The organism is Bacillus sp. EB01 (assembly GCF_000613125.1).
In the GTDB taxonomy this organism is placed as follows: domain Bacteria; phylum Bacillota; class Bacilli; order Bacillales; family Cytobacillaceae; genus Bacillus_D.
In genome coordinates, this window is the sequence record NZ_HG964497.1 from 3,434,949 (window position 1) to 3,450,392 (window position 15,444).

Annotated in this window: 20 protein-coding genes; 19 read left to right on the top strand and 1 reads right to left on the bottom strand. The window is 42.3% G+C overall.

Translation table 11 applies throughout. The annotated features are described in order from the left end of the window. Positions 1 to 328: 328 nt before the first annotated feature. From TY16_RS15795 to TY16_RS15840, 11 genes are all read left to right on the top strand, one after another. Positions 329 to 1,393, top strand: a complete 1,065-nt coding sequence (locus TY16_RS15795; RefSeq protein ID WP_043932805.1) for a hypothetical protein — start codon at positions 329 to 331, stop codon at positions 1,391 to 1,393. Positions 1,394 to 1,406: 13 nt separating this feature from the next. Beyond that, on the top strand, positions 1,407 to 1,859 hold the full coding sequence (locus TY16_RS15800; protein WP_043932806.1) for a cytochrome c maturation protein CcmE: 453 nt from the start codon (positions 1,407 to 1,409) through the stop codon (positions 1,857 to 1,859). 25 nt (positions 1,860 to 1,884) lie between these two features. Next, the gene (locus tag TY16_RS15805) at positions 1,885 to 3,867 is read left to right on the top strand and encodes a heme lyase CcmF/NrfE family subunit (RefSeq protein ID WP_043932807.1); all 1,983 of its coding nucleotides are present in this window, start codon (positions 1,885 to 1,887) and stop codon (positions 3,865 to 3,867) included. Next, the gene (locus TY16_RS15810; RefSeq protein ID WP_043932808.1) at positions 3,868 to 4,377 is read left to right on the top strand and encodes a cytochrome c-type biogenesis protein; all 510 of its coding nucleotides are present in this window, start codon (positions 3,868 to 3,870) and stop codon (positions 4,375 to 4,377) included. It begins immediately after the preceding gene. 12 nt (positions 4,378 to 4,389) lie between these two features. Further along, complete coding sequence (locus TY16_RS15815; protein WP_231505634.1) at positions 4,390 to 4,752, top strand: hypothetical protein; 363 nt, start codon at positions 4,390 to 4,392, stop codon at positions 4,750 to 4,752. After that, on the top strand, positions 4,749 to 5,735 hold the full coding sequence (locus TY16_RS15820; RefSeq protein ID WP_043932809.1) for a hypothetical protein: 987 nt from the start codon (positions 4,749 to 4,751) through the stop codon (positions 5,733 to 5,735). The genes TY16_RS15815 and TY16_RS15820 overlap by 4 nt, the downstream gene beginning before the upstream one ends. A 22-nt stretch (positions 5,736 to 5,757) precedes the next feature. Further along, on the top strand, positions 5,758 to 6,462 hold the full coding sequence (locus tag TY16_RS15825; RefSeq protein WP_043932810.1) for an ABC transporter ATP-binding protein: 705 nt from the start codon (positions 5,758 to 5,760) through the stop codon (positions 6,460 to 6,462). Next, on the top strand, positions 6,459 to 7,139 hold the full coding sequence (locus tag TY16_RS15830) for a heme exporter protein CcmB (RefSeq protein WP_043932811.1): 681 nt from the start codon (positions 6,459 to 6,461) through the stop codon (positions 7,137 to 7,139). The genes TY16_RS15825 and TY16_RS15830 overlap by 4 nt, the downstream gene beginning before the upstream one ends. 3 nt (positions 7,140 to 7,142) lie before the next feature. Further along, positions 7,143 to 7,904: a cytochrome c biogenesis protein gene (locus TY16_RS15835; protein ID WP_081773011.1), complete on the top strand. Its 762-nt coding sequence runs from the start codon at positions 7,143 to 7,145 to the stop codon at positions 7,902 to 7,904. A 12-nt stretch (positions 7,905 to 7,916) separates the two neighbouring features. Continuing rightward, the gene (locus TY16_RS25790; protein WP_081773012.1) at positions 7,917 to 8,042 is read left to right on the top strand and encodes a CcmD family protein; all 126 of its coding nucleotides are present in this window, start codon (positions 7,917 to 7,919) and stop codon (positions 8,040 to 8,042) included. 101 nt (positions 8,043 to 8,143) lie between these two features. Next, complete coding sequence (locus TY16_RS15840) at positions 8,144 to 8,722, top strand: TlpA family protein disulfide reductase (protein WP_231505635.1); 579 nt, start codon at positions 8,144 to 8,146, stop codon at positions 8,720 to 8,722. Between the two features lie 352 nt (positions 8,723 to 9,074). On the opposite strand, the gene TY16_RS15845 is transcribed toward TY16_RS15840, so the two are convergent. Beyond that, on the bottom strand, positions 9,075 to 9,737 hold the full coding sequence (locus TY16_RS15845) for an SIMPL domain-containing protein (protein ID WP_043932812.1): 663 nt from the start codon (positions 9,735 to 9,737) through the stop codon (positions 9,075 to 9,077). 164 nt (positions 9,738 to 9,901) lie between these two features. Between TY16_RS15845 and spoIIIAA the strand changes: the two genes are divergently transcribed. The 8 genes from spoIIIAA (at position 9,902) to TY16_RS15885 (ending at position 15,193) form a co-directional block, all read left to right on the top strand. After that, positions 9,902 to 10,825, top strand: coding sequence for a stage III sporulation protein AA (gene spoIIIAA, locus TY16_RS15850; RefSeq protein ID WP_043932813.1), 924 nt, complete (start codon positions 9,902 to 9,904; stop codon positions 10,823 to 10,825). Continuing rightward, positions 10,826 to 11,341 (top strand): stage III sporulation protein SpoIIIAB, encoded by a 516-nt coding sequence (gene spoIIIAB, locus TY16_RS15855; protein ID WP_043932814.1) that lies wholly within the window; start codon positions 10,826 to 10,828, stop codon positions 11,339 to 11,341. Between the two features lie 12 nt (positions 11,342 to 11,353). After that, a complete protein-coding gene (gene spoIIIAC / locus TY16_RS15860) occupies positions 11,354 to 11,557 on the top strand; it encodes a stage III sporulation protein AC (RefSeq protein ID WP_043932815.1) in 204 nt (67 codons plus the stop codon). Between the two features lie 16 nt (positions 11,558 to 11,573). Continuing rightward, positions 11,574 to 11,963, top strand: coding sequence for a stage III sporulation protein AD (gene spoIIIAD, locus TY16_RS15865; RefSeq protein ID WP_269320349.1), 390 nt, complete (start codon positions 11,574 to 11,576; stop codon positions 11,961 to 11,963). A 178-nt stretch (positions 11,964 to 12,141) separates the two neighbouring features. Next, positions 12,142 to 13,329 (top strand): stage III sporulation protein AE, encoded by a 1,188-nt coding sequence (gene spoIIIAE / locus TY16_RS15870; RefSeq protein ID WP_043932817.1) that lies wholly within the window; start codon positions 12,142 to 12,144, stop codon positions 13,327 to 13,329. A 13-nt stretch (positions 13,330 to 13,342) separates the two neighbouring features. Further along, positions 13,343 to 13,975: a stage III sporulation protein AF gene (gene spoIIIAF / locus TY16_RS15875; RefSeq protein ID WP_043932818.1), complete on the top strand. Its 633-nt coding sequence runs from the start codon at positions 13,343 to 13,345 to the stop codon at positions 13,973 to 13,975. After that, positions 13,965 to 14,627 (top strand): stage III sporulation protein AG, encoded by a 663-nt coding sequence (gene spoIIIAG, locus TY16_RS15880; protein ID WP_043932819.1) that lies wholly within the window; start codon positions 13,965 to 13,967, stop codon positions 14,625 to 14,627. Before spoIIIAF ends, spoIIIAG begins: the two co-directional genes overlap by 11 nt. Before the next feature lie 2 nt (positions 14,628 to 14,629). Continuing rightward, the gene (locus TY16_RS15885; RefSeq protein WP_043932820.1) at positions 14,630 to 15,193 is read left to right on the top strand and encodes a SpoIIIAH-like family protein; all 564 of its coding nucleotides are present in this window, start codon (positions 14,630 to 14,632) and stop codon (positions 15,191 to 15,193) included. The last annotated feature ends 251 nt before the right edge of the window (positions 15,194 to 15,444 follow it).

The window sequence follows — 15,444 nt, forward strand, 5'->3', positions numbered from 1 at the left end:
CATTTTTAGAAATAAGGAAATGGGGGATTCGGATTCACCACCAAACATTCATATGTTAAAAACTTCACAAGGTAGAAAATTAACAGAATCACTAGTAAATTCTTTGAATTCTTTTCGTTGAAGTTCGTTAAAAAACAAGTGGAAGCCAAATGTGAACATTTTATGTTCTTTTGATGTCAAAAACCCAACGTTTCTTTCCCTTTAACAAAATGTTCAAGAGTGAATAACCCACGAAGTAGTACTGTCGATTATATTTATTTCAAAGAGGACTATAGTGGAAAATAGTACTAACTAGTCAAGGGTTTTCCACAAGCCAAGGAGGATTAACATGTTCAATAAAATTTTGTCGGTAGTGCTAGGGGCCGCAATTGCTTTATCGGTAGACGGTACCGTGGCCAATGCTGAAGGAAGTTTTCCTATTGATAAATTTCCCTATCAGGAAATGCAGATCCAAGTCATGCCTGAGTTTGATTATCCGGAAAATTGGCCGAAAGAGGAACCATCCTTATTAGTGGGCCTGTACGGAACAATTACCAATAAAAGCGGCCAAGATTACACGGGTAAAATTGAAGTCCCAGTGCCGGTTAAAGAAAAAGATTTCCAGATATATCTGGTTGCCGAATTTCCAAGTCCTGAAGAACCGGAAGTACAGCGTCCTTACGAAGTGGATAAAGAACGGGGGGTTGTAACATTTCAGCCTCAGAAGCCCATTAAAAAAGATGCTGCCTATAGCTTCGTGGTCGAGTACTATTCCAACCCAATTGCTGTAAAAGATTCGCAGAAAAATTTTACTTATGAATACAAGGCTCCATCAGCAGTTGAAACAATCGACGTCATTGTGTATGCACCACTAAAGTCGACTGACATCGTAATGGATCCAAAGCCTTCCAGCACCCAGAAGAGCGAGTATGGAGAGCAGATTGCTTTTTATCAGCAAAAGGGTGTCATACAGGGGGATGCCCTAAAGTACGCAGTTTCTTATAAAAAGAAAGGAAATGCTTCTACTCTATCGATGGTAGAAACATCGAAGGCTCCAAATGACGAAAACCATAGTGGCCAAACTGCAACTGACCAGGTTACCGGTGCAGCCAACAACGGAAGTGGCGGAAACGGTGGAAATGGGGGCCGCCCGATAATCGGGGCTGCAGGTGGAACGATCATTGGAGTATCTATCATCATTGCTGGCATGTTCGTGTTCTTTGGTTTTAAAAATAAAGCCGACAACCGAAACAACCCAACTCCTCAGAAAAAGACAAAAGAGAAAAAACCTGCTGGTAAACAAGTAAAAAAGAACGTATCAAACGCAGATGAAATAAAAGAGCTTCGAAAAAAGCTGTTGAATGGAAAGATTGATCAGGAAGCTTACGAAGAGCAAGTCAAAAAATTGATTTAGGGGGATGTAAGGTATGAAAAAGAACACAATTGTCATGCTGGGTGGATTTATCATTGCTGGAGCAATTATCTTTTTGCTTATGGCTGCTACACCAGGTTCAAGTGGCGTTGAATTGACCATGAAGGATTTGCTTGCTAACCAGGAAAAGCATAAAGACGATTTCGTTACGGTTGAAGGCCTGCTAATTGAAGAATCAATCAAATGGAATGCAGACAAGATTGAACTGAGATTTGATCTTAAAGACAATGAAGGCAATTTGATGCACGTCGTCCACAATGGTGTGAAGCCTGATAACTTCTCGGAAGGTGTCATTGTCATCCTCCAAGGTGCACCGACTAAGAAAGATACTTTCCAGGCGGAAACGGTTAAGACTCGCTGCCCTTCCAAGTATGAAGGTGAAGATATTGAAAACTACGATCCGGAAGCACATAAAAGCAAGTTGAACAAGCCTTCCAGCGAAGAATAGAAGCCAAATTAAAGAAGGTGACGATATGTATTTATTCTCAAATGCGACAATCTATGTAGGCCTTGCATTGGCAATCTATTCATTACTAGTGACAACCTACGGGATTGTGACAAAGAATCAAAAATTAGTAAACAGCGGTAAAGGAGCGGCGCTTGGCCTGTTCATAAGCGCTTCGCTCGCAATGCTTTCGTTATTTTACCTATTAGCAACCTCCCAATTCCAATATGAATATGTCAATGACTATACAAGCAGTGAACTTCCGATTGTTTATAAACTCACTGCATTGTGGGCAGGGAACGCGGGCTCATTGCTTCTGTGGACTTTCTTCCTCACACTTTATATTGTCATGATTGTTTTTTCGCGGAAGATGAAAGGCAATCCGATGGTTCCGTACATCATGTCCATCCTGATGGCCAATGGCGTGTTCTTCTTCCTTGTACTTGCGTTTGTTGCAAATCCATTCAATATACTGCCTGAAGTTCCGGTTGAAGGAAAAGGGCTTAACCCGATGCTTCAGAACCCTGGCATGATCATCCATCCTGTTACTCTGTACCTTGGTTATGTTGGTCTGGCTGTTCCATTCGCATTCGCAATGGCTGCCTTGATCCTGAAGAATATGGATGACTTCTGGATCAAGATGACGAGAAGATGGACGATTATCGCCTGGCTATTCTTGAGTCTTGGCAATATCTTCGGCGGCCAGTGGGCGTATGTTGAGCTCGGCTGGGGCGGTTACTGGGCATGGGATCCTGTTGAGAACGCATCCTTTATGCCTTGGCTTACAGCTACAGCATTCCTGCACTCTGTCATGATTCAGGAACGTAAGAATATGTTAAAGGTTTGGAATATTAGCTTAATCATTATCTCGTATGCTCTTACTCTATTTGGTACATTCCTGGTCCGAAGTGGTGTATTGACATCGGTTCACGCTTTTGCAAACTCCAATCTTGGATTATACTTCCTGATTTTCATGGGAGTAGCCGTAATTGGGGCAATGTATGTCCTTATGAGCCGCTACAATCTAATCAAACGGAGTGCGGGGGAATTCAATTCCTATGTCTCTAAAGAAAGCAGTTTCCTAATTAATAACCTTTTGCTTGTAGGTTCTGCCTTCGCAGTCTTCTGGGGAACTATTTTCCCACTTGTTTCTGAAGCAGTCCGCGGTACCAAGGTTACGGTCGGAATCCCATTCTTTAATGCAACACAGGCACCAATTTTACTAGCGATGATGTTCGTTATGGCGGTTTGTCCTCTGCTTGCATGGCAAAGATCATCCCTTAAAAATCTGAAAAAGAATTTCCTTATTCCAGCCATTATCGCGGTTGTGGCAATGGCCATGATGGTTATCCTTGGAATCTCAAAGGCATGGGCTGTCATTGGATATGGTGTCATCTCGCTTCTGCTATGCACTCACTATCTAGAGTTTCATAGAGGTGTCAGGGCACGCCGGAAAATGACTCATGAAAGCATTCCTGTTGCTCTTTACCGCCTGATGACAAAGAACCGCCGCCGTTATGGAGGCTACATCGTCCATTTAGGTATCGCCTTTATTGCTGTCGGAATTATCGGCTCTCAGAATTATGACCATGAAACAATGAAAACTGTTGAAGTTGGTGGTTCTATTGAAATTGATGATTACAGGATCAATTATGACAAGCTGGACCAAAGGTCTGAAGGCATCAATGATATCGTTTACGCAGATTTGACAGTATTTAAAAATGGTGAAAGATTAGGCAATTACGAGGTGGAAAAAGTATTCTACGGCAACTGGGATCAGCCATCCTCGGAAGTAGCACTGATTTCAAACGCAGTTGAGGATTTATATATTATCCTCAGCGCCTGGGAAGATGATGGAAGGGCAACCTTCATCGTAAAAGTAATTCCGATGATGACCGCTATGTGGGTCGGATCATTCCTGATTGTAATAGGTTCGGTGTTTGCGGTATGGAACGGCAGATATCAAAATGTTACCCCTAGATATACTGGTACAACCAGGGAGGTGGTTTAAATGCTGAAAAAGCTTTATGCAGGGCTGCTGATTGCACTGGTCCTGTTCCAGGCAGCAATAGCACCTGCCGAAGCTAAGGATAAGGAATTTGACTATAAGTCCCCGGAATTTAAGGCAGTTGCATCCCAGTTTGCCTGTACATGTGGCTGCGGGCAGGACCACTATGAATGTGATCCGAACACCTGTAACCTGACTGTGGAATTCAAGGCAGACCTCGTGGGAATGATGAACAAGGGCATGGATAAGGATGAAATCCGTAAATACTATATCGGCATTTATGGGGAAGAAATCCTGACAGCTCCTGAAAAAGAAGGTTTCAGCCTGACTGCCTGGGTCTTTCCATTTGTTGCACTGGGCGGAGCGGGGACCGCGGTATTCTTTGTCATTAGGAAATGGGTAAAGAGAAAAGGGCCTCAAACCTCAATTGAAGAAGAAATTGTCGGAACTGACGAAGTAGAGGGTGAAATCCTTTCTTCAATCATTGACGAGGAACGAAAAAAGTATCTTTAGGATGTGAACAGAATGGATTTAGTATTTATGTTCCTTACCGCTGTGTTTCTGCTCTGCTGCCTTTACCTCGTGCTAATGCCGTTGTTTAAAGAAGACACCTTCCTTGACCATACAAGAAAGAGCCAGACGAATGCAGCGACCAAGGAAGCATTGCTGACAACATTAAATGAAATTGAATTTGAATACAAAATGGATAAATTGTCCGAAAGTGATTATCGACAGCTGAAAAAGCAGTACGAAATCCAGGTTACTAAAATTATGAAGGACGAAGAAGCTTCTGCGGACAAACAAGTTGATCTTGATCTATTAGCTGAAGTTGAAAGAGAAATTGAGGAATCCATGAAAAAGAATCGGAAAAAGGGGGAAGGAAAGTGATTAAAAGAATCACGATTTTCCTTCTCGGCCTAATGCTCCTCGCCCCATTAACCGGGGCGAGTGCAGCCGAATCGAAAATCACCATAGATATGCTTTATTTAGTCGTTAGTCCGGCTGAAGACGGGTCTACTAATATGATGTATATGGTGAATTACACCAATACCGATTCCGCGGAATATAAAGGTGATGGCAGAAGTGAGGCTGTGCTCAATGTAACTTTGCCAGAGGGTGCAACAAATTTAGCTTTCATGGATGCGAAGATTACCTCTAAACAAACTGATACAGGTTTTATTACCACAGATCCAATACCAGGGAATCAAACAGTTGTCCTGCCATATAGCTACAGAATGCCGGCTGGCAAGGATATTAATCTTGCATTTGATTATCCGACCCAATTGATGCAGGTGCTAGTACCTGAAGGCATGGGGAGTATTGAATTTAAGGGAATCAAGGCCACTAACCAGGGATCTTTTGATTTTGAAGATCAAAAGTATGTTGGCTATAGTGTAGAAGGCATTCAGGCAAACCAAAAGCTGACGATGAACTATAACAAGGATGTACAGCCAAGCCCAAGCGAAACAGCTCAGACTGGAGGAAATAGTACAGATTCTGTCGTTTCAAAACAATCGCCTGCATTCCATAATCCGGGCCACCTGCGGATGTGGTACCAGTCTCCATTGAAAAGCTTCGATCCACACATATTAATGATTATACTGGCTGCTATTTTAATAGCCGGTATAAGCTATTACTCTTATTTCAGGGTCAAAAATAGGGCAGAAGCAGAAAAGCTTGAGAACGATTCAGATGAGAAAGCATTCAAGCTGCTTATGGCAAAGCAAAAGACCATTATGGATAAAATTATTGAACTCGAAGAAAATCTTGGCAATGGGGAGCTCTCCGAGGACGAATATAATGCGAAGCTTGAGGCTTACAAGCAGCACCTGGTCAAAGTAAAGCTTGGGCTCAGGAGATTTGTAGAGTAAGAGCACGCAAGGAGGGTCTCTTATGATAGAAGTAAAAAAGCTTACCAAGCAGGCTGATAGTAAACTGATTTTGAGAGGTATTAATCTCACCATCAACAAGGGAGAAACAATCGGGATATTGGGGCCGAACGGGGCGGGAAAAAGCACACTCCTGAAGGTCCTAGCCACACTGATCAAGCCATCGACGGGTGAGGTGACAATAGGAGGGTACAACCTTCGAAAAGAGCAGTCAGAGATAAAGAAGCTGTTTGGTTATCTTCCTCACTCTAGTTTGCTCTATGACCACTATTCTCCTCGTGAAAATCTTGTATTCTTTGGAAACCTATATGGTATAAAGAATCCGGAACAAAGAGCCGTTGAGTTAGTCAAAGAGGTAGGTTTATCATTTTTTCTTAATGAACCAGTCAAAAACTTTTCACGCGGCATGATCCAACGTATAGCGATTGCTCGGGCAATCGTCCATGATCCAGAAATCCTTTTTCTTGACGAACCACATACCGGGCTGGACCAGGGAGCAATTTCAATCCTGAACAACGTCATCCTGAGGATGAAGGAAAAGGGTGCAACTACCTTAATGGTAACGCATGACTTTAAACAAGCAGCCGAGATATGTGATCGGATTATCATCATTAAAAATGGAAAAATAGCGGATGACTTTATCCTGGAGGATAAAATGATTGACCTATTATCCGAAAAATACAACGACCAGGTGGAGGGAGTTTCATGAACTATTTAAAACCCGCTCTCCTTCTGGCAAAAAAAGATTTATACTCTGAATTTAAAACAAAACAAGTCTTGGTGACAATGGCCATTTTTGCTGGGCTTGTCATCCTGATTTTCAGCTTTGCATTTGATCCCGCGAACAACACAACCAAGGCAGTGATTCCTGGAGTCATCTGGGTCATAATCGTGTTTTCAGGAATTCTAGGACTGAACAGGTCTATCATTTCCGAACAGCGAAACGATACAATGCAAAGCTTGTTAATCGCACCGATGGACAAGTCGAGTATCTTTTTAGGGAAAATGCTGGCAAACCTTGCCATGATGCTGATTGTTGAGATAGTCGCCCTGCCATTTTTATTCTTGTTATTCGACTTTAAAATTACAGGCAGCTTTGGTTACTTCATTCTCGTTTTATTTATTGGAACATTTGGCTTTATCTCAATAGGGACGTTTCTTGCAGTGCTGGCATCCAACTCAAAGAGCAGTGAAATGCTCCTGCCGCTCCTGCTATTCCCAATAACCAGCCCGATATTGATTGGTGCTGTGCAAGCAACTAAAATCATACTCACCAACATTGAAAAACTCCCAAGTGCAATTGCCTGGATACAACTTATCGGTGCGTATGATGTAATATTTTTCGTCCTTTGCTTTTTATTAATAGAATATGTGTTGGAGGTATAGGAGATGGATCTAAATCTCAATAAAGACAGTGCCGTGCTCCATCTTAAAGCTGATAAAGCTTTTGGAAACCCATTGGTCTCTAAGGTTTTGTTTGGTGGAACCATTATAACAATGCTGGTCTCAATTTATTTGATATTCATGTATGCGAACATTGAAAAATTTATGGGTGTCGTCCAAAAAATATTTTATATCCACGTTTCGACAGCCTGGATTGCATTTCTTGCCTTCTTTGTAACATTTGTTTTCAGTATTCTATTTCTCTGGAAACGGGAACGGATTTATGACACATATGCTTACATTTCTGCTGAGATTGGCGTTTTGTTTACAACAGTCGTTTTGACGACCGGTCCAATCTGGGCAAAATCCTCCTGGAATGTCTGGTGGGCTTGGGAACCGCGTCTGACTACTACTCTGATTTTATGGTTTATCTATATCGCTTATATCATGATTCGCCAGATGGATGGCGCGTGGGATAAAAAAGCTCGCCTTTGTGCAGTATTCGGTATCATAGGGTTCGCGGATGTTCCAATCGTTTGGTTCGCAATCCGCTGGTGGAATACGAAATTCCACCCAGTCGTTTTCGGTGAAGGAAAAGACCAATCTGGGGGCGGAATCGATGATACGATGCTTGTAGCGCTTCTTGCTTCCATTACTGCAATGACATTCCTCTATGCATTCCTGCTGCATAAGGGTGTCATAATTGAAAATATGAAAATCAAAGTTACTCAGTACAAAGAAAAAATTCGCGAAGCAATCGAAAACTAGGAGGAAACTAAAATGGAATTCATGTATGGAGCATATTCAGTAGCTTGGATTTTAATCTTCGGATATATTGCGGTTCTCGGCAAACGTCAGACAAATCTCAAGAAGGAAATCGAATTCTTGAAGCAATTGGAAAAATAACTTTACATTGCAGGACCTGAAAATGTCAGGTCCTGCAATGTGGTATCTCCGTCAAGGCGGTACAGGCGGAATATCAATAATCTGTATCAGGAGGAAATACCATGAATCAGGAAGAGATCAATGGTACTGAAGAAAATCCCTCTGTTGAAGAGCAGCCGAAAACAACGTCCATGAAACAAAAAATCATCAGGATGACAATCATCGTTGTCGTGCTCGGACTGTTCGGCGTTATCGGCATGAGCATGGCAAAAAAAGCAGATATTTCAACAATTGGCGACCCGGCTCCGGCCTTTGAGCTTGAAGATATCGATGGGAAGATGAGGACGCTTTCGGAATATAATCAAGACCAGGTAGTTGTGATTAACTATTTTGCAACCTGGTGCGGGCCATGTGTGGATGAAGCACCTGAACTGGAAGCCTTTGAACAGGAATATGGTGACCGTTATAAGCTTCTGATTCTCGATCTTGGGGAAACCAGGGATCGTGTTAAGAAGTTTATGGAAAAGCATAATACAACTTCCACCTATTTATTCGACTATAATTCCAAGACAGCAAAACTTTACGGAGTAACCGGCCAGCCGGAAACCTTTGTTATTGATAAAAAAGGCGTAATCCGTGAACATATTAAAGGCCCGATTACAAAGATGGAATTATACAATCTCGTCAGCAAATATGAGTAGAAAAGTGTAAGCTGGGCAAGAAACTTTGTTCCATTTATCGTAATGGTATATACGCTATAAGAAAGAGTGTCCCAAGAGAATGTATGGGACACTCTTTTTGTGTTATCTAAGATTTCAGCTCAACAAAGGAAAGTTTCAGTGAATAACCATTGTAAGAAATTAAGCGATAGCTTACTAGAGGATGATTATACTTTAGAGAGTTTGGATTTTCGAACGATTTTCGCGCCTTCTGTTTCAATTAAATCAGGTTCTAATCAACCCTCTTTCTTAAAAAGGCTGTGTTATAGGATATAGTCGTTTAACATAATTTTTAAAAAAGAATTTAGCATTCAAGCTAAATCCTTTTGTATTTTCATGCTTTCCGCTTAAAGGTATAGATGGCTGTTACGGTCGCCTCAATAAGCAGCTGGCCTGGCTGGATTGGGGTGCTGGTTGCCCCTTTAACCATCGGAACCTGATATTCCATCAGTGGCCTTGCAATCCGATTTTCTTCGGTAACTTGAACAGGAACAGAGTCAAGGGCAACATTTATAGCACCTGCTATTGTTTTCGCCTTATTAAAAGAATTTCTAACGGCCAATTCCAGGGCTTCATTATAAAGCCCCTCCTTCCTTTTGGCTGTAAAAGCTATATCTGAAATGTAATTGGCCCCATTTTGAACAGCTGTGTCCACTACTGTGCCTACCTTTTCCAAATCGGAGATGGTTACCTGTAAAAGATGAGTAATCTTGTAGCCGCGAAATGTCTGAACACCGTCCTTATAATCATAAACTGATTCAATACGATAATCGAGTGTCTTAATATTTTCAGCTGGAATCCCGGTTTGCTGAATGGATTGGATAACTGCTGCTACAGCCCTGGCATTTTGCTGCTGTCCTTGTACGAGGTCCTGGACTTCTGTTGAAACACCCACAGTAACTGTTGCTGTATCCGGACTGGCGGCAACGGAACCCTCACCCTGCACTTGAATGATATCCTTCTTTAAGTTGGATTGCCTTTCAAAAGTTTCAGCCATATTTTTTCCTCCTTTCAATCTTCCTTTCTATATGAATTGTACTCCTTTGTTTTTTATACATACCATCTGTTATTGATTCTATTTGATTAAAGCTAACAGTCATATTGGGCATGTACAGGCATACATTTTAACTATGGTAGGTGCAGAAAGGGAGGAGTATGCCAATGGACAACATCGTAAAATTTTTGCCAAAAACAATCACTGACGCTTTAGAAGAAATCCCCTCTCTATCAAAAGAAGATGTAGAAGAAATCAGGATTCGGATCAACAGGCCGATTGAGGTTACGGTTAGAGGAGCACCAGTATTTCTCCGCTATATTGCCAAGCCAGAAGATGCAGTCCTTCTCTTGCAAAAAATCAGTAAACACTCAATCTATGCAATGGATGAGGAGTTAATGAGAGGTTATATAACCGTTTCTGGTGGACACAGAGTAGGCCTCGCTGGAAAAGTAATTCTTGAACAAGGAAAGGTCAGGGCAATCAGGGATGTTTCTTCTTTCAATATCCGAATTGCCAGAGAGAAAATCGGCATTTCAAGACAATTGATTCCTTTTATTTATAAAAAAGGATGGCTGCACACGATGATAATCGGCCCTCCACAAACCGGGAAGACAACCCTTTTAAGAGATATGGCAAGGCTAATTTCACTCGGGGACTTAGAACACCAGATCAGGCCATCAAAAGCGGGTATTGTCGATGAACGCTCTGAAATCGCGGGGTGTGTGAACGGGATACCACAGCTCACCTTCGGCCCAAGAGTCGACATCCTTGACGCTTGTCCTAAGGCAGAAGGGATTATGATGCTGATTCGTTCGATGAGTCCCGATGTCATAATAGCGGATGAAATTGGCAGAAAAGAAGATTCGGAGGCAATCCTGGAAGCGGTCCATGCCGGGATCAAGATTATGACAACAGTACATGGAGGTTCCCTGGATGAAGTGAGGAATAGGCCGTCCTTAACGATGCTAATTAACTCGCATATTTTTGAACGGTTTATTGTCCTTGGAAGGTCGAGTGGCCCTGGGACAATTGTCACGATACTTGACAGGGATGGGAATCCTGTAAACGGGATGGTGGGGGTGACATAAATGATCAAATTAATTGGCGCCATCTTTATTCTCATATCAACAACCTGGGCTGGTTTTGAATTGGCCAGGCACCTGAGTGAACGGCCCAGGCAGCTTCGTCAGCTCAAATCGGCACTTCAATCCCTTGAAGCCGAAATCATGTATGGCCATACTCCTCTTCATGAAGCATCAAGAAGGCTGGCCGCCCAGCTTTCACGTCCTTTATCGTGGCTTTTTGAATCATTCGGGAACAGGCTTGCGACAACGGAAACGACTGTTAAGGAAGCTTGGGATGAGAGTTTGCGGGAAGTATGGAAGCTGACTGCATTGAAGCAGGGCGAATTTGAGATTATGAGCCAATTTGGGGAAACTCTTGGCCGTCATGATCGTGTATCCCAGCAAAAACAAATCCAGCTTACACTTAATCACCTTGAAAGAGAAGAAGCCGAGGCAAGGGATAAACAATCAAAATATGAAAAAATGATGAAGAGCCTCGGTTTCTTCTCAGGCCTGCTTCTCATTATTGTCATGATATAGGAGGGAATTGGAATGGGGTTGGATGTCGATATTATTTTTAAAATTGCCGGCGTAGGAATTGTTGTCGCGTTTTTGCACACAGTCTTAGATCAGGTCGGAAAGAAGGAATATGCCCAATGGGTAACTCTTTTTGGCTTCATCTACATCCTGTTCCAGGTAGCCACAATTGTAGACGGGCTATTCCAAAAAATAAAATCAGTCTTTCTGTTTCAGTAGAGGGGAGGACTTTAAAATTGAGATTCTAAAAATAGTTGGAGTTTCATTGATCGCTACGTTTCTAGCGATGATTATCAAGGAACAAAAGCCAAACTTCGCCTTTCTGCTCGTCTTGTTCACTGGGTGTGTGATCTTTCTTTTTCTGATTGATCAAATTCATCAAATCATTTCAATGATAGAACGGATAGCTGCCAACGCACATGTGAACCTTGTGTACGTGGAAACCATCTTAAAGATTATTGGAATTGCATATATTGCGGAGTTTGCTTCTCAAGTAACAAAGGATGCGGGGCAGGGAGCGATTGCCTCGAAAATTGAATTGGGCGGGAAAATCCTGATTCTAACGATGGCCATTCCAATCCTGACAGTGCTTATAGAAACCATCATTAAATTAATACCAAGCTAAGCAGGGACCGTGAACAACTGTGAACTTTGCCTCTACAACAGTCTTACGGTCCCTTAAGGTGGGATAAAGTGAACCTTCCATCAGCTAGCTGATGGTTAGGTGAACCAATCGGACCTTTAGAGACAGTTGCCCTTTAGGGCTTACGGTCCCTTAAGGTGGGAAAAACTGAGGTGAAAATATGAAGTTTAGATTATGCATAATTCCAACACTTATTCTATTTTTCTTGTTTTTAATACCTATTCCAGCCCTTGCCTCAGCAGAAACAGTTTCCAAGGGAACTGAAGAGCTTGTAAATGCCCAGCTTGAACGGATGGAATTATCCGAAGTAATGGAATATTGGGAGAACCTATCGGAGGAATACGGGGGATTCCTCCCCGAAAGCCAAAAGGGAAGTCTTTATGAATTCCTGAAAGGGGACAAACAGTTTTCACTTGAAGAGTGGGCAAAAGGTTTCATGAAATTTGCGTTCCATGAGTTCATTTCAAATGGAAAGCTGATGGGATCAATTATATTATTAACGATTTTCAGCATGTTCCTCCAATCCCTGCAAAATGCGTTTGAGAAAAGCACCATCAGCAAAGTAGCCTATTCAATTGTATTTATGGTTTTAGTAATTTTAGCCCTGAATAGTTTTCATATTGTTATCGATTATACAAATGAGGCAATCAGGACAATGTCGACCTTCATCCTTGCATTAATACCACTGCTGCTGGGATTGATTGCTGCTTCCGGCGGGGTTGTATCTGCAGCCTTCTTCCATCCTGTTGTTCTGTTTCTGATGAATGTAAGTGGATTCCTCGTAGAAACTGTCGTTTTGCCTTTACTGTTCCTGTCTACACTGCTCAGCATTGTCAGTACAATGTCAGAACATTATAAAGTCACCCAGCTTGCCAGTATGCTTAAAAACTGGAGTATCGGTCTTCTTGGTATATTTCTTACTGTGTTTCTTGGTGTCCTTTCCGTTCAGGGTGCTACCTCGGCGGTTTCGGATGGGATTGCGATTAGAACGGCAAAGTTTCTTACCGGGAATTTTGTTCCAGTTATTGGGAGGGTGTTCACGGACGCAGCGGATACTGTAATAGGGGCTTCAGTCCTTCTGAAGAATTCAGTAGGAATATTCGGGGTTGTGCTGCTGCTGCTCATTGCGGCTTTTCCAGCAATTAAAATTCTTATGATTGCCTTTATATATAAACTCGCTGCAGCGATCCTTCAGCCGCTTGGCGGCGGCCCAATCATTTCATGCCTTGATATGATAGGCAAGAATATTATTTATGTATTTGCTTCGCTGGGAATTGTTTCGCTTATGTTCTTTTTGTGTATTGCTGTCATTGTTGCATCTGGAAATATAACAATGATGATGAGGTAAGGAGGGGAATGGAATGGATTTTCTAATAGAATGGGTTACCAATATCATTTTGTTCATCCTCTTAGCAACTATCATTGATATGCTCATGCCAAGCTCAGCCATGCAAAAATATGCGAAAATCGTAACAGGGCTCCTTCTTATTGCTATCATTCTAAGTCCAATCCTGAAGCTGATTTCTAACGATTTTGAAGAGACATTAGCTTCAATTCCAGCACTTGAGGCTTACAGTAACGGTGAAAATAGCAAAAGTTTACTAGAATCGCAGAAAAAAGAAATACAGGAGACACAACATGCATATATTTTAGAACAAATGGCTGTCCAACTTAAGAAGGACGCGGAAGAGGAGTTGATGAAGCAGTTCGGGTACCAGATTGCAGGGATATCGGTTGCTGCAGAAAAAGCGGACGGGCAGAGCCTTCCGGAGCATATTGACGAAGTATCCTTACAATTGGCCGAGCCGGAAGAGGAAGCCCAGGCGATCAAAACAGTTGAAGTAATTAATATTCAGACAACCAGATCCTCACAAGAAAAACCAGCTAATAAGCAAGTTGATGAGGTTCGGGCATTCCTGGCGAGTAAATGGCAGGTACCTGCAGAAAAAATTGTAATCGCCATCGAGGGAGGGATGAACAAGGGTGGGCAATAATCATGGTGGCCCGTTCTCCTGGCTTAAGAAAAAGCTGAATGGAGATGGGCAAAACGATAAAAAACAGATGAAATACCAGTATATGGCACTTGTCCTTTGTATTGGCGCGGCATTTATGCTGGTAGGCAATGTCTTCCTCTCCAACAATCAGGCACTAGAAGCAACAGCCGGAGTAGATCAAACAGGCCAGGAAGAAGAAATGGCCGTATTCGGGCAAAAGAAAACAAAGAAAGAAACAGCTACGGATTATGAGCGGGCCTATGAGACTCAATTAAAGGATGCACTTGAGGACATGCTTGGGGTCGATGATGTAACGGTTGTTGTGAATCTGGAATCTACTGAATCCCGAGTTCTTGAAAAAAATACGGTCACCAAAAGGCAGACAACCGATGAAACCGATCGTGAAGGCGGTAAACGGCAGGTTGAGGATGCTTCTGTAGACGAGCAGCTCGTCATAATCCGGAATGGAGAAAAAGAGGAGCCTATTGTTGTAGAAACCAAAAAACCCGAAATTCGCGGGGTTCTTGTAGTGGCCCGCGGAGCGGATAATATAGAAGTTAAAAAATGGATTATAGAGGCGGTTACAAGGGCCTTGGGGGTTCCAAGCCATCGGGTCGCTGTCATGCCTAAAAAAAATAAGGGGGATTCCTGATTATGTTATTAAAAAAACAAACGGTTTGGCTGCTGACAATGCTAAGTTTAGTTATCGTTCTTTCGGTTTATTATGTCACATCTGACCCGCAAAGCGGCAAGGATTTGGCTTCAATAAGCGAGGAGACAAAGGAGAAGGCTGATGCAGGCAAGGAAACTGCCACATCCCAATCTGAAGATGGGAAAACAATCGTAACCGAAACAACAAATGATGAAGCATTTGAAACGATTCGACTTGAGCTTACGGACCAGCGCAATCAAATGAAAGAGGAATATGAAACGATGATTGGCTCCTCCGACCTTCCAGCAGAAAAAAAGAGCGAGGCAGCTGATAAAATCGAGGCAATCAATGAGCTTGGACGCACGGAAGCTATGCTTGAAACCCTCCTTAAGACCACCATGGGCTATGAAGATGCACTGGTACGTGCGGATGGAGAGAATGTACGAGTGACAGTTAAATCAAAAAAAGAGCACTCTCCACAGGCTGCAAATCAAATCATTCAGCTTGTCCGCAATGAGGTCGGTTCGATGAAAATTACTGCGGTCGAATTCCAGCCATCCAAATAAGACGAAAGCCGGGCCTAGTGGCCTGGCTTTTTCTATAGGATAAGATAGCTTGCTGTGGGAGAACCCGTGAAATGCTAATCTGAAACCTATTCTAATAGACGGAAAACATACGGCATTATTTTAAAAGATTCCCTTTCTGTCCCTGCTAAGAGCTTCTTTTAATGAAACAGGACCCAAATTCGAAGATGAATCAATAAATATAACATTTGGCAATAATTACATAGAGCACAGTTGAAAATTTCTTTTTTCTA